General features: G+C 68.5%; 22 protein-coding genes. 6 read left to right on the top strand and 16 right to left on the bottom strand.

What is annotated here, in order from left to right:
- Window positions 1-14 precede the first annotated feature (14 nt).
- Entirely contained in the window at window positions 15-404 is a 390-nt protein-coding gene (locus tag OG819_RS14290; protein ID WP_266649707.1) for a hypothetical protein, read from the bottom strand.
- A gap of 95 nt (window positions 405-499) precedes the next feature.
- Here OG819_RS14290 and OG819_RS14285 point away from each other — a divergent pair, with 95 nt between their 5' ends.
- Window positions 500-1,747: an IS701 family transposase gene (locus tag OG819_RS14285; protein WP_266652542.1), complete on the top strand. Its 1,248-nt coding sequence runs from the start codon at window positions 500-502 to the stop codon at window positions 1,745-1,747.
- 402 nt (window positions 1,748-2,149) lie between these two features.
- On the opposite strand, the gene OG819_RS14280 is transcribed toward OG819_RS14285, so the two are convergent.
- From OG819_RS14280 to OG819_RS14210, 15 genes are all read right to left on the bottom strand, one after another.
- Entirely contained in the window at window positions 2,150-3,433 is a 1,284-nt protein-coding gene (locus OG819_RS14280; protein WP_266649705.1) for a tyrosine-type recombinase/integrase, read from the bottom strand.
- 11 nt (window positions 3,434-3,444) lie between these two features.
- On the bottom strand, window positions 3,445-3,675 hold the full coding sequence (locus OG819_RS14275) for a helix-turn-helix domain-containing protein (protein WP_266649703.1): 231 nt from the start codon (window positions 3,673-3,675) through the stop codon (window positions 3,445-3,447).
- A 233-nt stretch (window positions 3,676-3,908) separates the two neighbouring features.
- Window positions 3,909-5,090 (bottom strand): DUF3631 domain-containing protein, encoded by a 1,182-nt coding sequence (locus OG819_RS14270; protein ID WP_266649701.1) that lies wholly within the window; start codon window positions 5,088-5,090, stop codon window positions 3,909-3,911.
- A complete protein-coding gene (locus OG819_RS14265) occupies window positions 5,087-5,437 on the bottom strand; it encodes a hypothetical protein (protein WP_266649700.1) in 351 nt (116 codons plus the stop codon). The genes OG819_RS14270 and OG819_RS14265 overlap by 4 nt, the downstream gene beginning before the upstream one ends.
- Window positions 5,434-6,345 (bottom strand): bifunctional DNA primase/polymerase, encoded by a 912-nt coding sequence (locus OG819_RS14260; RefSeq protein WP_266649698.1) that lies wholly within the window; start codon window positions 6,343-6,345, stop codon window positions 5,434-5,436. The genes OG819_RS14265 and OG819_RS14260 overlap by 4 nt, the downstream gene beginning before the upstream one ends.
- A gap of 87 nt (window positions 6,346-6,432) precedes the next feature.
- Window positions 6,433-6,831, bottom strand: coding sequence for a hypothetical protein (locus OG819_RS14255; protein WP_266649696.1), 399 nt, complete (start codon window positions 6,829-6,831; stop codon window positions 6,433-6,435).
- 21 nt (window positions 6,832-6,852) lie between these two features.
- Window positions 6,853-7,143, bottom strand: coding sequence for a hypothetical protein (locus OG819_RS14250; RefSeq protein WP_266649695.1), 291 nt, complete (start codon window positions 7,141-7,143; stop codon window positions 6,853-6,855).
- Window positions 7,144-7,158: 15 nt separating this feature from the next.
- Entirely contained in the window at window positions 7,159-7,623 is a 465-nt protein-coding gene (locus tag OG819_RS14245; RefSeq protein WP_266649693.1) for a hypothetical protein, read from the bottom strand.
- A gap of 205 nt (window positions 7,624-7,828) precedes the next feature.
- Complete coding sequence (locus OG819_RS14240) at window positions 7,829-9,946, bottom strand: FtsK/SpoIIIE domain-containing protein (RefSeq protein ID WP_266649691.1); 2,118 nt, start codon at window positions 9,944-9,946, stop codon at window positions 7,829-7,831.
- 108 nt (window positions 9,947-10,054) lie between these two features.
- A complete protein-coding gene (locus OG819_RS14235) occupies window positions 10,055-10,372 on the bottom strand; it encodes a hypothetical protein (protein WP_266649689.1) in 318 nt (105 codons plus the stop codon).
- 2 nt (window positions 10,373-10,374) lie between these two features.
- Window positions 10,375-10,608 carry a hypothetical protein gene (locus OG819_RS14230; protein ID WP_266649687.1) on the bottom strand — a complete coding sequence of 78 codons (234 nt, stop codon included), beginning with the start codon at window positions 10,606-10,608 and terminating at the stop codon, window positions 10,375-10,377.
- A 29-nt stretch (window positions 10,609-10,637) separates the two neighbouring features.
- Window positions 10,638-11,021, bottom strand: coding sequence for an RRQRL motif-containing zinc-binding protein (locus tag OG819_RS14225; protein WP_266649685.1), 384 nt, complete (start codon window positions 11,019-11,021; stop codon window positions 10,638-10,640).
- Window positions 11,021-11,917 (bottom strand): DUF2637 domain-containing protein, encoded by an 897-nt coding sequence (locus OG819_RS14220; RefSeq protein WP_266649684.1) that lies wholly within the window; start codon window positions 11,915-11,917, stop codon window positions 11,021-11,023. The genes OG819_RS14225 and OG819_RS14220 overlap by 1 nt, the downstream gene beginning before the upstream one ends.
- The gene (locus OG819_RS14215) at window positions 11,914-12,360 is read right to left on the bottom strand and encodes a Pycsar system effector family protein (protein WP_266649683.1); all 447 of its coding nucleotides are present in this window, start codon (window positions 12,358-12,360) and stop codon (window positions 11,914-11,916) included. Before OG819_RS14215 ends, OG819_RS14220 begins: the two co-directional genes overlap by 4 nt.
- Entirely contained in the window at window positions 12,357-12,623 is a 267-nt protein-coding gene (locus OG819_RS14210; RefSeq protein WP_266649681.1) for a DUF6284 family protein, read from the bottom strand. Before OG819_RS14210 ends, OG819_RS14215 begins: the two co-directional genes overlap by 4 nt.
- 758 nt (window positions 12,624-13,381) lie before the next feature.
- Here OG819_RS14210 and OG819_RS14205 point away from each other — a divergent pair.
- The 5 genes from OG819_RS14205 to OG819_RS14185 all read left to right on the top strand — a co-directional run bounded on the left by OG819_RS14205 (window position 13,382) and on the right by OG819_RS14185 (window position 16,791).
- Window positions 13,382-14,140: a GntR family transcriptional regulator gene (locus tag OG819_RS14205; RefSeq protein ID WP_266649680.1), complete on the top strand. Its 759-nt coding sequence runs from the start codon at window positions 13,382-13,384 to the stop codon at window positions 14,138-14,140.
- Window positions 14,121-14,852, top strand: a complete 732-nt coding sequence (locus tag OG819_RS14200; protein ID WP_266649678.1) for a GNAT family N-acetyltransferase — start codon at window positions 14,121-14,123, stop codon at window positions 14,850-14,852. Before OG819_RS14205 ends, OG819_RS14200 begins: the two co-directional genes overlap by 20 nt.
- 270 nt (window positions 14,853-15,122) lie before the next feature.
- Window positions 15,123-15,302 (top strand): hypothetical protein, encoded by a 180-nt coding sequence (locus tag OG819_RS14195; protein WP_067377012.1) that lies wholly within the window; start codon window positions 15,123-15,125, stop codon window positions 15,300-15,302.
- A gap of 40 nt (window positions 15,303-15,342) precedes the next feature.
- Entirely contained in the window at window positions 15,343-15,636 is a 294-nt protein-coding gene (locus OG819_RS14190) for a Dabb family protein (RefSeq protein ID WP_266583693.1), read from the top strand.
- Window positions 15,637-15,837: 201 nt separating this feature from the next.
- On the top strand, window positions 15,838-16,791 hold the full coding sequence (locus tag OG819_RS14185; RefSeq protein ID WP_266649675.1) for an RNA polymerase sigma factor SigF: 954 nt from the start codon (window positions 15,838-15,840) through the stop codon (window positions 16,789-16,791).
- The last annotated feature ends 190 nt before the right edge of the window (window positions 16,792-16,981 follow it).

The raw sequence follows: 16,981 nt of genomic DNA, 5'->3' as shown, positions 1-16,981 counted from the left end.
TCTCAGTTTCCGTCTCAGTTGGCCTGCGCCGCAGACGGTGCGATGTCGGCGATGACGCCAGTACCTGCGGTCACAAAGTCGCTATGCAGGCGGGCTATCTCTCTACGCAGCGTATTCGCGCGGGCCTGTGCCTCCTCCATGTCTGACTCGTCAGCACGCAGAAAGGCGCCCGCCCATGCGGCGAGACTCTCGACATGCTCGTCTACCTTCAGCCGGAGTTGCAGCGCCTTCCCCTTGACCGCCTCCGGCCCCAACAGGCGGATAGAGAAGTAGGCGCGCAGGACAGCGGTGGCCGACGACCCCACGTTGTCCAGTTCGGGGTTGCCCACCTCACTCTCGCGATGCTCAAGCAAGCGCTGCACCGCAGTCGCAGCCACTCCGTAGGCCTCGTATGCAGCCAGCATTGACCTGTAGGCCTCTAGTAGGGCTTTGTTACGTACCCTGGTTGATCGTTCCGAGGTAGTCTCGTGATGTCCTGTCAGGTGTGACACCTGAGGAGATGGACGAGATCCGCCCCCGCTTGGAGGCGTTCGCAGCCGAGATGCTCGGCACGGTGAAACGCCGGGACCAGCGGGCCAAGGGCGAGCTGTACGTGCGTGGGCTGATGCTGGACGGCAAGCGCAAGTCGATGCAGCCGATGGCCGAGCGTCTGGGCGTGGACCACCAGCAGCTGCAGCAGTTCATCTCCTCCTCCACCTGGGACTACGTCGAGGTGCGGCGCCGGGTCTCGCGGTGGGCAGCGGCGCACATCACCCCGGAGGCGTATGCGATCGACGACACGGGCTTCCCAAAGGACGGGTACGACTCCCCTGGGGTGGCCCGGATGTACTGCGGCGCCTTGGGCAAGCGCGGAAACTGCCAGATAGCGGTCAGTGTCAACTTGGTCAGCGACCACGCCTCAGCGGCCGTCAACTGGCGGCTGTTCATCCCCGACAGCTGGGACGACGCCGCATCCGGGGACGACCCGCTGCTGGCCGAGGCGATCCGCCGACGCCGCCAGCGGGCGGGCATCCCCGACCAGGTCCGCCACAAGGAGAAGTGGCGCCAGGCGCTGGAGATGCTCGACGAGGTCCGCGGCCAGTGGGAACTGCCCGGTCTGCCGGTGGTCGCCGATGCCGGTTACGGCGATGCCACCGGCTTCCGCCTGGGCCTGACCGAACGCGGTCTCGCCTACGCGGTCGCCGTCAAAGGAACCACCACCGCCTACCCCGGTGAGGCGTTGCCCGAGCGTCCGCCCTACAGCGGCCGCGGCCGCCCGCCCCGGCCCGCCTACCCGATGCCGCACAGCACCCTGCGTGACCTCGTCCTGGCCGCCGGGCGGGGCGCCGCCCGCACCGTCACCTGGCGCCAGGGCACCAAGAGCGGTCCGCGCAACCCACGGGCCGACATGCGCTCGCGCTTCGTGGCCATGCGCGTGCGCCCGGCCAACCGCGACATCCCCCGTGACCTGGACGGCAGTCTGCCCGAGTGCTGGCTGCTGGCCGAATGGCCACCCGGCGCCGCCGAGCCCACCGACTACTGGCTCTCCACCCTGCCCGCCGGCACCCCGCTACGCGAACTCGTCCGTATCGCCAAGATCCGCTGGCGGGTCGAGCACGACTACCGTGAGCTCAAGGACGGCCTCGGCCTGGACCACTTCGAAGGCCGCAGCTACCTCGGCTGGCACCGGCACGTGACCCTGGCCGCCCTCGCCCAGGCCTTCTGCACCATGCTCCGCCTCGACCCAAAAGTCCCTGCGCCGGCCTGACCCTCTACGCGGTTCTGCGCGCGTTACAGAAGATCCTGGCCACCTGGACCGGCGCCTGCTCGATATGCGGCCACCCCGCCCCCACACCCGAACCCCACCACAGGACCTAACAAAGCCCTACTAGCCGCTGATCACGAAGCCAATGCCCATGATCCACGGCTGCTTGATCGTGCACCTGCTTCGCTGTCGCCCTTGCCGCCGTCTCGGCCCCGATACGGGCTCCTCGCGCCGCCGCGATGCCACCAATGGCTGCGCCGCCAATCGCGCCCACCAGTCCGACGCCCGCTGTGACGAGCGCAACAATTCCCTCATCCATGACAGCAGGATGCCGATCACCAGCACTGTGCGGCGCCGGTTGCCATAAATACCGAGGGGGGCCGCTTGCGGCCCCCCTTCACAAGGTCAGTTGACTGTCACGAGCGTCCCAGCATGACCGTCGTCATCGTCTTCCGGCCCGTCTCCGTCCGGCTTCCAGATGAGCCCGTCAACCTGCCTGGCCACGTCGCTCCGGACGGAGTCCACCATGTGCTGGTACCGCGCAGCCATGGCCGTGGTCGACCATCCCATGAGCCCCATGACGGCCCGTTCGGAGACTCCGAGGATCAGCAGGACCGTGGCGGCGGTGTGCCGGGCATCGTGCAGCCGACCGTCCCGCACCTTCGCGTCGTCCAGGAGTTCCTTCCAGTCGTCGTAATCCGTTCGGGGTGACGTGCCCCGACCGGTGAGCGTCGCAAAGAGCCAGCCCTCATCCGTCCAGTCGTCACCGGCCGCCGCGCGTTCGGCCTGCTGCTTGGTCTGGTGGGTCCGCAGCAGGTCTACAAGCTGTCCGGGAAGTCCGACCGCCCGCCGTCCCGCGCGGGACTTCGTGTCGGCCGTCTCCGGGTTGGTCCGCTGACGCTGCGGGCAGTACCCGGCTTTCCTCCCGCAGGTGTCGCCGCATCCGTGGGCGTAGCGCGGCCGGCGCCTGCTCCGACGGACCATCAGGATGCCCCGTTCCAGGTCGACATCCGTCCACTTGAGTCCGAGGGCTTCACCCTGTCGGAGTCCGAGGGCGAGGGCGACGGCCCAGCGGGCGGAGTTCCGGCGGTCGTCCGCCGTACGCAGCAACCGTTGAACCTCTGCGACGTTGTACGGCTCGATCTCTTCCTCGCTCACCCGGGGAGCCTTGGCAAGCTGCACCGGATTGCGCGTGAGGTGCCCACGCCGCACAGCCTCATTCAACGCTGTGCGGAAGGTCCGGTGAATCTGATGAATCGTCCCGGCTTTCCGTCCGTCAGCCTGCATGCTCCCGTAGAACCGCTCGATGTGCTCGGGTCCCAGCTTGTCCAGCCGGTGACCCCCGAGAGCGGGGATCAGGTGCGTTCGCACCGCAACCCCATAGCCCACCATCGTGTTCTCGTTCACGGCCAACGGGGCGATGTTCTCGATCCAGTGCGTCAGCCAGGTCTTTACCGTCCAGGCACGGCCAGCCTTCCGGACGGTCCCGCCGTCGCGCTGCTTCTCCAGTTCGCGGACCGCCGTCGTCACCTCAGCGCGGGTCTTGCGTTCCACGTGGCGGCGGTCCGGCGTGCCGTCGTCCCGGATGCCGACGGTGACGCGGCCGTGCCACTTCCCATCCTTGCCGAAGTAGATCGAGGATCGGCCGTTGGGCTGTCGAGTGCGCCGGCTGTTGGTCTCTTCTGCCATGCGTAGGCTCCTCAGGCTGCGATATGGGCGGGGCGATGGTGCGTGCGGCGGCGGGCAACGAACTCAGGCACAGCGTCGGCGGGCACTCGGCGGAGGTGGCCGACGGTGATGGACTCCAGCTCTCCCGAGCTGATGAGCCGATAGCAGACAGTCCGGCCGATCTGGAGGCGACGGGCGGCTTCCTCAACAGTCAGCAGTGCGAGCGTTGGATCTACGGCGGCAGCAATCTGGGCCGTGTGCATTCCGTGGCTCTCCTTCGTCTCTCGATGGGGGGAGAGGAGGGGGGAGGGGCCTCTCTGGCCCCGTTCTCAGAAGTGCGCTACATCCGCTTCGCCGCTACATCGCAGGTCAGCGGCGTGTTTTGTGTAGCGGAGGGGTGGGATGTAGCGGCTACGACACGTTCCGGGTCCGGCTCGCTCGGGGCGTGCCGGGCCTGTGGCGGAGGCGCGTGTAGCCGCTACATCGGTGTCTGCCGCTACGCGGCTGTGCCCTCTGAGCTGGGCAGTAGCGGCTGAAGCGGATGTAGCGCACTTTCAGGAGCGGTCACCGGAGGGGGCGGGCAGTAGCGCTGCCACGCGTCGTGAAGGTCGACGCTGTAGTAGCCCTTGAGGATGCCCCCGGAGGTGCGCATGTTCCGTGAGGCGATGGGGTCCCCGTCGGCGGTGACGTACTCCCCGAGCATCCGGGAAAGGCGCCGGTTGTCGAGCGGTTTGCCGTTGAGGTCGGCCCATGGCGCGTCGTCGAGGGAGTTGAGGCGGTCAAGGACGGCGACGGTGGGCAGGCGGTCGACACCGACCATGATGTGATCGCGCAGGTCGGTCAGCAGTCGCACACCGAGACTGCCCTTGTCACTGAGCTGGGAGGCCTTGACCAGGATCACGCAGGCTTCGCGGGCCCGCTCGGGCCAGTCGCCCCCGACGGCATCCGCGATGGCGAGCAAGGGCTCCCAAACGTCGGCGGGGCGATCGGTGACACCCTCGGGCATCTCCGGCCACGCGCCCATGACCCATCCGCGCGCCTGCTCCGCCCATGCGGCAAGACGGTCGCGCAGGGCGGCGCCTTCCTGCTCATGGAGGCGGGCGCGGAAGGGTTCGACCTTCTCGTTCCTGGCCCTGCGTCGCATGCGGATGATCACGGAGCGGGTCAGGATCGTGTCCGGCAGCGAGCCGAGTCCGGCGACCGCGACTGCCGTGTAGGACGGGAACGGCGTCACGGTCTGACTGTCACCGACGCACCGGTAGGTGACACCCGTACGGCGGTGGCCTGCGTTGAGGAACCCACGCAGTTCCTCGTTGTCCCCCGCCTTGGGACCGAAGACGGTATCGATCTCGTCAAACAGGATCGTCGGCCGTCCGTCCGGTCCGGACACGGCGCGGAAGAGCGCCGGCGCGGACGCGTTCACGGCCACCATGGGGCGCGGCACGAGGGTTTCCACGATCTCCAACGCGCGGGACTTGCCCGAGCCTGGTTCCGGAGAGAGGAACGCCAGGCGCGGGGTGGAGTCGAAGCAGTCGAGCAGGTGAGCGTGCGCGTCCCACAGCGCGACGGCGACGTACGCGGCCTCCGTGGGGAAGACGTTGAAGCGGCGGTGGAAGGCTTCCACCTCGTTGAGCAGGGCGGCCCCGTCGATGGACGGCGCGGGGGTGGTGGGGGTCATGCGGCGGTCCTCCCTTCCTGGGAGCTCCGGATCGGGCATTCGTCGCGGTGGGCGGTGTGGTCGTCGATCAGGGCGAGCACGCGGGTGTGGCCGACGGCGCTGCGGTCCCTGCCGCACAGGCACCGTGAGGTGGCCGTCGGAACGGCGCCGCGCGGGGCGCAGATGTGCAGCCACGCGATGGGGTAGCGGCCGTCTCCCTGCTGCGGGTCAGGGCGAACAGCAATGGGGACGCCTTCGGCGACGCCCTTCGGCTCGCCCACAGCCGTGCGGTGCGCGGCCAGTTCGGCGGGCTTCGGCCCCTTCGCGCGGGGTTGGCCTTCCAAGGGGGGATGGGTTGGTGTGCTCATGCCGCATCCCGGGGACGGGCTTTGCGGATGGAGCCGTCCAGTGCGCTGCGGATCGTGGCCCGGCACTCCGCAGCGGGGAGTCCGTGCGCCTCCCCAGCCGCTTGGAAGGCGTCCTCCACCACGTGCCGGGCGATGTCGCCCCATGCGACGAACCGCCCCACCTTGAAGGCGCACCGGTTCAGCGTGATGTTGCGCTTCGATTCCGGGGCTGCGGACACCACGGCGCATTCCCGCTCCAGCGCGGCGAGTGCCGCGCGGCTGCCGTTGACCGCGGGGAGCCTCAGCGGCCCTGTGGGGCGTACGGGGGCGGGTTTCAGGATGCTCAGCAGCCACGCGGGCAGAGAAGCCGTTACAGGGCCGCTGATGGCTTTGTAGGGTCCGGCGGGGGTGATGCTGCCCGCGGCGACGACGTAGCCGCCCCAGGCGCGGGTGTCGACCAACGGGGCAACGGTTCCTGCCGTGTTGGCCAGCCGCACCCCGGTCGGCGCCGTGAAGTAGAGGTGGCTGCCGCCGCTCGCGGTCCGGGTCCGGTAGGTGTCGGGGACGGCGTGACCGGTGCGCTCGCAGAGCGCCCCGAAGGTCGCCGCGCCGTCAGGCGTGTCCGCATTGCTGTGGGGCTTGGGCATGTCGAGGTCGACGACGAGCAGCCCGGAAGGGCCGGTGGCGATCCCGACGTTGAACGGGGCGTGTGTCCAGGTGGCGCGGATGCGGTCCGGGTCGGTCGTGGCCCGCTGCTCCCACTTGCGGTGTCCGTCGACGCACGCCCCGGCGCGCGAGCAGGATGCCTCCCCATGCAGGGCGGGCCGCTTGGTGGCGGGGAACAGCGGGAAGACGTGCCAGCCGCGCTCAGCGGCGTTCAGGGCGGCGGTCAGTAAGGCCTCTCGCCGGTTGTCCGTGGGTTGGGTCATGCTGGAGACCTCCAACAGGTCTGTTGCGGACTGGTTGGCAAGGGCGGCCCCGGTTCTTGGCGGAATGGGGGGCCGCCCTTGGCGTAGCTACAGGTCGTCGTCGGTGTCGTTGTTGATCGGGCCGCAGTAGCCGAGCGGGCCGGATGCGCTGTGGGCGCGTTCCAGTGCCTGGGCCATGGCGGTGGCGTGGTGTTCGGCTTCCCGCAGGGCGACGGAGACGGCGTCGGCGTGCTGGGTGGGGGTGCCGTGGTCGGCGGTGAGGTGTCCGGTCTGGTGCAGGCGGGCCAGGGCCGTGCCGGTCTGGTCGAAGGCTTGCGGCAGGCCGCGTGCGAGGGTGGTGAACGCGGCGAGCGTCCGGTAGATGGTGCCGGGGTAGGCGAGTTGGGGATCCTTGCCGAAGGTGGACAGGGTGGCGTGGTTGAAGGCGCGGACCGCGTCAGCGGCCGTACGCGGATGCCGAACGGGATCGGTGCTGCCGGTGGCCATGGGCTTCCTTTCGGGGTGGGTCTAGAACGGGGGTTCGTCGCTGTAGCTGCCGGGGCCCCACGGGTCGCGGCCGTCGTAGCGTCGGCGCAGCCAGCGGGGGCGACGGGGCAGGGGCATGAGCACCCAGCGGTGGGTCTCGTTCCAGCAGGTGCAGGGGTCCCACTCGGTACCGGCGTACTCGCCGTTGTGGTCGCCGTAGTCGTAGGCGACCCCGCCCGCTCCCTCGCAGCGCGGGCAGTCGGGGCGGGGCGTGTCGGTGAGGATCAGCGCGCGGCGGGGCCAGTCGGTGAGCTGGATACGCAGTCGGAGCACGGGAGTTGGGCCCTTTCAGCCGTAGAACTTGTTCCGCTTGATGACTGCCTTGCGGATATTGACCGTGGTCCCGCCCTTGTGGCCGCTCGCGCTGAAGACCTGGACAGCGATCCAGCCGCCGAAGATGACGGCGGCGAGCGTGATGAGCTGGGTGATCAGCGCCGTGAGGGCGGTGATGAACGTGGTGAGCAGCAGCAGTCCGCCGCACACCGCGAGGAACCCGACGCCCCCGAGGGCGACGTTCACGGCCGCGCGGGAGACGGCCGGCGGGGTCGCGACCGGTTCGGCCTTGACGGGCTCGATGGCGTAGCCGGTGACGACCCGCCCGTCCGGCAGGACGATGCTCGCCACCGCCGGGATGGTGCCCGGCTGGACGGGAACGAGCGGCGCGGGTGCGGCGATGACGGGCTGTATCGGGGTCGGGTAGTGGACGTCCAGGGCCCGCTGATCGGGCGCCTGGTGGGTGTGGTCGGGGTACATGCGGAATCCCTTCCGGTGCTGGGTTGGGGGAGGCAGGGACACCCCCTGACGGGATGGCTGTGGAGGGGGTTTCAGGGGTCTGACCTGGGGTGCCTCCCCGCCTCCCCAAAACGATGTTTCCGCTGATCAGCGTGGGGGATGCAGGGTGGGGAGGCGGTTGGGGAGTTCTCCCCGCCTCCCCACGGCGGGAGGGTCTGCCTCCCCGCTACCGGGAGGCGGAAGCGGAACCGTCGCTGTCGCGGTCGGCGAGGGCGCGGGCGACGTCGTCACGGCGGATGTTCATCCGCCCGTGCGACTTGTACGGCTCCACGTCGGCGGCCTCCAGCACGCGCTTGAGGTCGACGAACGACCACCCGCCGTAGACGTCCTCGCTGAGGATGGAGAGCCGCTTGACGATGTCCTGCGTGAGCGAGCGTTCCTCGTCTCCGATGACGTCGAAGATGTCGGCGAGGGGGTCTCGCTGCTCGCCCTTGTCGACGGCGCGCAGGGTGGTGATTCCGGCGCGCATGGCCTTGGCGCGGTCGGTGAGGGCTTTGGCCGCGTCGTCGTCGATGTAGTGCGTGCGCACCGTGATGGACGCCTGCCCGGCGGGAATGGCGATGCCGTCGGATGCGACGACCAGGGTTCCCCTGTCGAGGCCGGGGCGCAGCAGGTTGGGTGCGGCGCCCCCGTCAACTGCCTTGTCCCCCAGCGCCATCCGCGCCTGAGACTCCGTGCCCAGCGCGAGGGAAGCGCGGGTGTGGGCGCCCTCGCGCACCAGCTTGGGAAGGTTCTGGTCGGTGGGGTCCTGCGTCCCCTGCCACATCAGCACGTTCACCGCACGGCCCTGGTTGTGAATCTTGCGGACGGCCATGAAATACCGGGACGTGGCCTTGGACCCGCCGTAGGGGCGCTTCTCGTCGTCGACGACCGGGCACATGAACGCCACCTGCGCTTCGTCGACCAGCACGATCAGCGGCGGGAACACCGTTCCGGGCGGGGCCTGGATACGGCGGTTCATCTCCTCCACTGCGCCCTCAACCATCTCCGTGACCTTGATGACGTGGTCATCGGTCGGGCCCTGGATCAGCACGGTGGCCAGTCCGTCGAACATGGCCCAGTCGCCCACGCCCTTGAGGTCGCCCATGAGGAACTGCACCGACTTGTCGAGGGCCAGCCACAGGGCCAGGGAGCGCAGGGCGACGGTCTTGCCCTGGTTGGACAAGCCGGTGATCAGCAGGTGGCGCTGATACACGCTCAGTGCTGCCGCGTCGCCGCGCAGGTCTTGACCCCAGGGGGCGCGGCCCTTGGCGTAGTCCGCGGTCATCGTGTCATCGGTGACCAGCGGAGACGGGCCGATCGGCTCATCCAGTGCACCCGAGTCGGCCACCCACAGCCGTACCGTGCGGGCGGCCTGGGGGATGGTGATGAACACTTCGTGTTCGTGCCGACTCAGGTTCTCAGCGAGCTTGCGCCGCTTGCCCTGCACCTCGTTCGTCGACACCCCAGAGGGGAGCGTGACGTCGACTTCGACGCCGCATCCGGCGATGCGGATCGGACCCAGCATGCTCGCGCCGGCGTCGCCCATTTCCTTGATGGCGTTGCGCAGCGCGGGCACCCCCAGGTCGCGCAGGGCCTTGACGACGATGGACGGGGTGATCGGCTCACCCTCGCCGCTGCGGACATTGGCGGGCAGGGCCCACTGCGGGGCGGCCTGCTGCTTGCTGCCGACGGTCCACAGGGCGAGCAGGGCGAACAACGGGCCGATCGTGAGGGCCGGACCCCATACGACCTGCACGATCCGGATGAGCAGGGCAATGAAGTCGATGGTTGCCCTGAGCGGTGTGATGACGTCGGTGACGTCGTGGTTGTTGATGGCCATCACCACTCCGAGCGCGACCAGCACCCCGATGCTCATCCCGACACCGACCCCGACGCCCTTGGCGGCCTCCACGGGCGAGTGGAGCAGGTCCATGCGGCGGTGGTGGCGGGCGGCGCGGAAGCGCTGCAACCGCTCCTCCCACTCCTCGGCCGCTTCCAGGTTCCCCGCGGCTTCGGCGGCACGGATCATGCGCTCGTAGCGGGCACCGGTCTTGCCGTCCCAGGTCCGGCGGGCCACGATCCGACCCCCGTTGAACGTGTACAGGCCATGCCGGGCGACGGCGCGGGCGGTCGTCTTCGTCGTCTCGTGAGTGACCACGGTCTTGACGGCGCGCCCGGAGCGCACCCACAGCGGCACCGGGGCCGCTGGCGGGGCATCGGGCACGACCGTCAGCACCGTGGGTGCCGTGTCGTCGGTCGGGGGGTCGGTGGGCTTGTGGAGGTGAACGACGTTCTCAGTCATGCTGAGAGTTCTCCTGACTGCCCCTTCGGGGCGGGAGTTGAAGAGGGAGAACCGGGGTGGCCGTGTCCGTGGAAAGAGGCGGTCACCCCGGCGGGTTGTGCGGGCTGGTCACCACCAGCCGGAAGACTTCTTCGCCGCCTTGGCGCGGGCGGCCTCGGTGATGAGCCGCTGCTTCTCGCCGTGCAGGGCGGTCAGCTCCGCGTTCAGCCGCATCTCGACGGCGGAACCGATGGAGTCCATCCGGTCCTCCGCGCCGGTCGTGCTGCGGCCTCGGTGGACGCTGCGGGCGCCTCCGGCCATTGCTCGAGTCATCGCGAGCCGTTCGCGGCCGGTCAGCGGCCACCACTCGCCCCGCCGTACGGCTTCCAGCTTCTTCGTGGTCCGCTGGATCTCTCGGTCCAGACGGCGGGTGTCGGGCTTGCCCATGGTCAACTCCCCTTCAATGACGTGTGGTTGGCGGGCAGGAGCGCGATGTCGGCGAGGTGGCCGGTGCAGCCGTGGGCGCCCAGCCACGCGCCGATGTCGCGCAGGGCCCTGGCCCGGCAGTAGCCGTGCGGACCGGTGACAGTGCCGGAGGCGAACGCGCGGCCCTGGCCGCGTACGGTCACCCAGCCGTGCCAGGAGTAGGCGACGACGTGCGAGGCGATATTGGTGCTGGTCACAGCGGTACTCCTCGGTGTGGTCGACGTGTTCAGGCAGCGCGCTGTTCGTCGTCGGGGTAGGCGCAGGGCACGCACATGCCGAGTGAGGTCGGGATGACGTATCCGGCGTCGGTACGGCACTTGGGGCAGGTGCGGCGGGCACGGTTCGCCTTGGCGAGCGCGGCCCGCTTGGCCGGGGTCATGGGCCGCACCTTCTTGGCGCGGTCGATGCGGTAGAGGTAGGCGGTCAGCGGGCCGCGCCGGTAGCGCGGGCGCAGCACCTGCGCCGCGATCGGCTGACCGCCGGGACGTAAGCCCCGGGCGCGCAGTTGACGGCGAGTCGCGTAGCCGTCGGGGGCCATACGCCACAGGTAGGTGGGGATGCCGTAGCGGGCGCCGCTCGGGTCGTAGCACTTGCCGAACGCCCCGGACATCAGGCGGCCCGGGCGGTGCCGTCGCGTTCAGCTCGCAGGGTCTCGCGCAGGGTCCGGGCGTTCTTCGGCGAGGTGTGCACCGCGAGGCGGATGCCCTCGGCCGTCAGCTTCGCGTCCGGCCAACCGGCGGTCACGCGCCGTGCCTCATCGAGCAATTGATCCGGGGTGCGCTTCGGCCGACTCGATCGGGCAACCTCAGGAACCCGACCCGTCGCCCGGCGGGGGCGAGTCGACTCCGCAGCGGCCACCGCACGCCGCTCGATCGCCGGAGCGGGAGTCGGGGCGGCGGCGGTGGTGACGGGCTTGAGGGGGAGAGTCGACTTCACAAACTCCACGGCCACCGGATCGGGCATCCGCACCGGAGCCACCACCACAGGCGCGGGGGTCGATTCCGCGAGGTCAGCCGTAGACCGATTGCTCACGCTCTCGGTAGATTCCTCCGCATTCGTATTCACGGTGGGGATCGGGGCGGGACGGTGGTGCAGCACCTTCGCGACGAGATCGGAGCCGAAATAGATCGACCCGACCGGAAGCGAGGTGGCCAGCAGCACCAACGCGTAGTTGGCGGGGTCCCAGTCGGCCAACCGGCCCCAGTCGACCGATGCGCCGTGCAGCTCCGGGACCAGGCCGTGAACGTAGTTGAGGACCAGAGAGGCGCCCGTATAGGTGCCCAGCACCCGCAGCGCGAACGTCCGGTTCTTGCCGACCAGGACCAGCGTCGCAATCAGGGCCAGCGCCATCAGCCCGTCGACCACGAACGGATACAGGGTTGCGGCCGTGTGGTCCGCCCCGATCGCATGGGCGATGTCCCGCAGCGCGTTCCACGACACCCGAAACGCCATGCCGACCACGGCGACCAGCGCTAGGACCAGGAATGCCTTTCCCCACCGGTTCATGCCGCACCCCCCGCCGCGAGCAGGGCCGCGAGGATGAGCAGGGCGCCGCCTGCGCACGTCAGATCGACCGCGCGCCGCAGGCCGGTGAACTTGGCGACGGCGATGCGGGACAGACCCGCGATGTCCGCAGCCTGGTCCTCAGCCAGGGTGGCGCTGATCTCCTCGGCGGTGAGCGTCGCCCACAGCGGGAAGCCACGGCCACCGCCCAGGTTCGGACGGACCGACCGCAGCAGCAGACCCGCCGCCGCGACCAGCAGCCCCATCCCGAGACCGCCCGCGACCCAGGCGGGGCCCGTGAGGGGGACGTCCTTCGCGACGGTCCACGCTCCGGCGAGGACGGCACCGACGAACGCCAACAGCAGACCGGTCTTGGTGTCGGTCCGCGCAATCTCCGCCTTCACCTCCGCATGCGCGGCGGTCAGGCTCGACTCCGGGGCGCTCACGCTCCCACCCCCGGCAGGAACGGGGCGGACGCGTTCGCCAGGGCCCGACGGGCGGCCAGCACCCGGCGGCGGGCACGGCGGATACGCCGAACGTCCAGCTCAGACGGCGTGCGGTCCAAGACGATAATCTGCGCGTCGATCAGGTCGACGTCCGCGAGGATCGCGGGCATCTCCAGCTCGATCGCGTCCAGCTCCGCGGCCGTCGGCTCCATCCAGGGCTCGAACGCGGTAACAGCCTCTTGAACAGTGACGATGTGATTCATTGGGTCGTGTTCCTCTCAGCATGGAACGGCCCGAACGCGGCTCCCGGGGTGCCACCCGGGAGCCGCTCACCGTTGAAGTCGGAAGATCCGGCTCCCCTCAGCCCCGCCCGTACGGAGCCGCGCAGTGCGCGCAACCGGACGGGCGGAGGAGGCAACCGACCGCAGCAAATCCGCGCTGCGGGGGCGGGAAGGTGACGCGAAGGGCGTTGCCGCCGCACAGGTCACGTGCGGTCGGCCGCCCGGGTATGTCGTCGGCTCACGCCGACCTCCTTGGATGGCAGCAACACGGCTTCGCTGGTCCGCCGTTGTCACGGTGGACCAACCCCGAGCCGGAGAATCGGGTGCGTCATCGTCACTGCTCTGACGCCAGCAGGGCGGCGCGCATCGGGTGGCATCGCGAGGGGCTGACCTCCAGGAATGGAGGGATGATCCCCAGGGATGTTCTCCAGAGCCGGTGTGCAGCGAAGTGGCCGCCAACGACGAACCTCACCCGGTCGTCACGGGGACGGGGACTTGCACCCCGTCGATCTAGAACGCTGTTGAGTTCTCAACCAATCGGCGCTTCCTTCGTACTCACCCCCGCGGGCTTTCCTCCGGCGCACCTGTACAGCATTGCCGTACGTGACACCCCATCCGACTTGTCTGGAGGAGTGCCCTGGCAAGAGACTGCACGAGTCAGGCTTGGAGAGTCAAGCCCCCTGGTCTAACTTGTACGGAGGAGTCGGAGCGGAGAGGATGCCTAAGTGGTTCGACGCGGCATGACGAAGTCGCAGGAAATTGCCTTTGACCTGCGTGAACAGATCCTGTCCGGTGCCCTGGCAGGGGGTGAAGCACTCCCCAGCGAGTCGAAGATGATGAGCCAGTACGGCTACAGCCGTGAGACTGTCCGCGCCGGAGTCCGTCTCTTGGTAGACGAAGGGCTGGTAGTAACAGGACAAGGTCAGGGGAAGTACGTCCGCGAGGACTACCCGCCTGTCGTGTGGAACTGGACGACTCTGGAGAGTCGGAGTCGTCACGCGAATGCCGTTGAAGGGCGAACGGCCGGCGACCAATGGGCGAGCGCGATCGCGGAGAACGGGAACGCTCCCCGCCAGGACATCACGGTGTCGATCGTTGAGCCTCCGCCCCACGTGCGCGAGCGCCTCGAACTCCCCGCAGACGGTTTGGCTGTAGCGCGCAAGCGTCTCCGATTCATAGACAACCGGCCCTACGCACTCGCCGACTCGTACTTTCCTCAGGAACTCGTGAGCGGCACTCCGCTGATGGAGCCCCGAGACGTCTCAGCGCCCGGCGGCATCCTGGCCTCTGTGGGACTCGTGCAAGCGAAGTACGTGGACGAAATCGCTGTACGCATGCCGACTCGCGAGGAGGCTGCACTACTTGCCCTACCTGCGGCGACACCCGTCGCGGAGCACACCAGAACCGGCTACGACGCGGATGGTCGCCCCCTCCGCTGCATGGTCACCATCCTCCCCGGAGACAGGCACAAGATCCTCTATGAAGTCAGCACGGACTGAATACCTCCGCCCCGCAGCGGCGGAGGATGTACCTGCCCTGTTGGCTCTACGAACAGAGGCCGAAGGATGGCTACGCGACAAGGGCACGGACCAGTGGAGCGACCCAGAAACCGGGGAACGGGCCATCGCGAAATGGCGTGCCAGCATTGATGAGGGGCGTGCATGGGTCGTCGTCGGCGAGGACGATGAGGTGCTCGCTACCGTCAGCCGCGGTCCTGTCGACCGAGATTTCTGGACGGACGCCGACCATCCCGAATCAGCGCTCTACCTATACAAGCTGATCGTCGCGCGCGAAGCATCCGGCCGGCAGCTTGGCACGCGGGTCATCGACTGGATGTCCCGCCTCGCAGCGCTGGAAGGACGGACGTGGGTGCGCATCGACACCTGGCGCACAAACTCAGGGCTGCACTCCTACTACGAGCGCTTGGGCTTCAGGCACGTCCGCACTGAGGCCCCGCCGCACCGTCACTCAGGGTGGCTTGCCCAGCGGCCAGCAGGCGCGCTTGCCATGCCTCACGATCTCCTGCCTGTCCACTCCCACGAAGAGCAGCGCGGAGCTTCGGCCCATGCCCCTGAACTGCCACCCCAAAGGGACTACCGCGCTGATGGACGGGTGGCGGCCCCGTCTCAGTTTCCGTCTCATTCACCCTCGTCCGACGACGTCCACAACGGTTCACGCGACGGCCGAGAGTACGAGGATGAACAAGACTGAACGACTCTGGATCATGCTCTGACCAGCACGAACAGACCTCGAAAGCGAGTGTGGCGCAAGTCACCGAGGGTTCAAATCCCTCCGCTACCGCTTCAGAAGGGCCCCGTCGAAAGACGGGGCCCTTCGTGCGTCCAGGGCGTCCGCGCCGCCGACAGGCCCGGCAAAAGGCCTGGACGCAGCGGGCTGTTGGTCCATAAAAGTGGGGCGAAGGTTACACTCGCCGCCGGCACACGGGGCCCAGTGGGCGCAGCAGTCACAGGGGAGGCCGCGATGGCGGTGAATTCGAAGAAGATCGCCGTCTACATACTCGTGGTCTTCGCGCTGTACGTGATCATCACGGATCCGGCGAAGGCCGCCGATTATGTCCAGATAGGGTTCGAAGGCATTTCGACCGCCGCTCGGTCCATCGGCGACTTCATGACGTGGATCGCCGACGGGGCCAAGAACTGATCGGCCGCCCACGCACGGTCCGTACCACCAGGGAGTACCCGTGATCCGCCATCTGGTCCTCTTCAAGCTCAACGAAGGCGTCGAACGTGACGACCCCCGCGTCGTCGAAGGCGTGGCCGCCTTCCGCGCGCTCGGCGATCAGATTCCCGAGCTGCGGTTCTGGGAGTGCGACTGGAACATCACCGACCGGCCTATCGCGTACGACTTCGCGATCAACTCCGCGGTCGACGACACCGACGCCCTGAAGCGGTACTTGGAGCATCCTGCGCACCAGGCGGGCGTCGCGGTGTGGCGCGAGTTCGCGACGTGGGTGATCGCCGACTATCCGTTCTGAACCGTTCCGACCCGACCCGCTCCGGACCCCTCGCCGTAACCGGCGGGGGGTTTTTCTGCTCCTTATGCCCCAACTCTCCCTAAATCCTGTTCAACACGTGGTTATCCGGTGCTTGCACACAGTGCACATGTCTTGTGATGCTATGACCGCTTTTGACGGATGAGTTGATGGATCTGACGGATCATAGAGGTGGAGTTGACCGTGCCGGCCAGTACTGCGCCTCAAGCACCGCCACAGGAAATCCCCCAGGAACGCGTCACCACAGAACGCATCACCACGGAACGCATCACCACGGAACGCATCACCACAGAACACGTCGCCACGGAGCACGTCGCCACGGAGCACATCGCCACGGAACGCGTCACCCCGGAGCAGGTCACCCCCGAGCGACGCCGTGGCGCCGACACCCGGGCCCTCACCCAGCTGCTCTTCGGCCAGCTCAAGACGCTGGAGCCGGGCACCGCGGAGCACGACCGCGTACGCGGGGCGCTCATCGAGGCGAACCTGCCGCTCGTACGGTACGCGGCCGCCCGCTTCCGCTCCCGCAACGAGCCGATGGAGGACGTGGTCCAGGTCGGCACCATCGGCCTGATCAACGCGATCGACCGCTTCGACCCCGACCGGGGGGTGCAGTTCCCGACCTTCGCGATGCCGACCGTCGTCGGCGAGATCAAGCGGTACTTCCGCGACAACGTCCGCACCGTCCACGTACCCCGCCGGCTGCACGAGCTGTGGGTGCAGGTGAACAGCGCGACGGAGGACCTGACGACGGCCTTCGGGCGCTCCCCCTCGACCGCCGAGATCGCCGAACGGCTGCGCATTACCGAGGAGGAGGTGCTGTCCTGCATCGAGGCCGGACGCTCGTACCACGCGACCTCCCTCGAAGCCGCCCAGGAGGGTGACGGGCTGCCCGGGCTGCTCGACCGGCTCGGCTACGAGGACCCGGCCCTCGACGGGGTCGAACACCGCGATCTGGTCCGCCATCTCCTCGTACAACTGCCCGAGCGCGAGCAGCGGATCCTTCTCCTGCGCTACTACAGCAATCTGACGCAGTCACAGATCAGCGCCGAGCTGGGAGTCTCCCAGATGCATGTGTCAAGGCTGCTCGCCCGCAGTTTCGCGCGGCTGCGATCCGCAAACAGGATCGAGGCGTAACCGACAAGAGCGAATCGCTCAACGTCTCCTTTTCCGACAGTTCAGCGCCGAAAAACCGTCAGACCCCCCTTTTCCAGGGCCGATTCACCCCCTCCATGTCGACATGTCACTACAGCGTGTTGCCGACATGTGACATTCTGCCGGAAGAGCGTTTGGCGCAGCCCCGCCGCCGGTATTCAGGTGGAGGCTG

It is taken from the genome of Streptomyces sp. NBC_01549 (assembly GCF_026339955.1).
GTDB lineage: Bacteria > Actinomycetota > Actinomycetes > Streptomycetales > Streptomycetaceae > Streptomyces.
This window is presented reverse-complemented; position numbering and strand designations above follow the sequence as displayed.

Coding starts and splice junctions, on each gene's coding strand:
- OG819_RS14290 (WP_266649707.1), bottom strand. CDS start 404: ATGCTGGCTGCATACGAGGCCTACGGAGTGGCTGCGACTGCGGTGCAG.
- OG819_RS14285 (WP_266652542.1), top strand. CDS start 500: ATGGACGAGATCCGCCCCCGCTTGGAGGCGTTCGCAGCCGAGATGCTC.
- OG819_RS14280 (WP_266649705.1), bottom strand. CDS start 3,433: ATGGCAGAAGAGACCAACAGCCGGCGCACTCGACAGCCCAACGGCCGA.
- OG819_RS14275 (WP_266649703.1), bottom strand. CDS start 3,675: ATGCACACGGCCCAGATTGCTGCCGCCGTAGATCCAACGCTCGCACTG.
- OG819_RS14270 (WP_266649701.1), bottom strand. CDS start 5,090: ATGACCCCCACCACCCCCGCGCCGTCCATCGACGGGGCCGCCCTGCTC.
- OG819_RS14265 (WP_266649700.1), bottom strand. CDS start 5,437: ATGAGCACACCAACCCATCCCCCCTTGGAAGGCCAACCCCGCGCGAAG.
- OG819_RS14260 (WP_266649698.1), bottom strand. CDS start 6,345: ATGACCCAACCCACGGACAACCGGCGAGAGGCCTTACTGACCGCCGCC.
- OG819_RS14255 (WP_266649696.1), bottom strand. CDS start 6,831: ATGGCCACCGGCAGCACCGATCCCGTTCGGCATCCGCGTACGGCCGCT.
- OG819_RS14245 (WP_266649693.1), bottom strand. CDS start 7,623: ATGTACCCCGACCACACCCACCAGGCGCCCGATCAGCGGGCCCTGGAC.
- OG819_RS14240 (WP_266649691.1), bottom strand. CDS start 9,946: ATGACTGAGAACGTCGTTCACCTCCACAAGCCCACCGACCCCCCGACC.
- OG819_RS14235 (WP_266649689.1), bottom strand. CDS start 10,372: ATGGGCAAGCCCGACACCCGCCGTCTGGACCGAGAGATCCAGCGGACC.
- OG819_RS14225 (WP_266649685.1), bottom strand. CDS start 11,021: ATGTCCGGGGCGTTCGGCAAGTGCTACGACCCGAGCGGCGCCCGCTAC.
- OG819_RS14220 (WP_266649684.1), bottom strand. CDS start 11,917: ATGAACCGGTGGGGAAAGGCATTCCTGGTCCTAGCGCTGGTCGCCGTG.
- OG819_RS14210 (WP_266649681.1), bottom strand. CDS start 12,623: ATGAATCACATCGTCACTGTTCAAGAGGCTGTTACCGCGTTCGAGCCC.
- OG819_RS14205 (WP_266649680.1), top strand. CDS start 13,382: ATGACGAAGTCGCAGGAAATTGCCTTTGACCTGCGTGAACAGATCCTG.
- OG819_RS14200 (WP_266649678.1), top strand. CDS start 14,121: ATGAAGTCAGCACGGACTGAATACCTCCGCCCCGCAGCGGCGGAGGAT.
- OG819_RS14195 (WP_067377012.1), top strand. CDS start 15,123: ATGGCGGTGAATTCGAAGAAGATCGCCGTCTACATACTCGTGGTCTTC.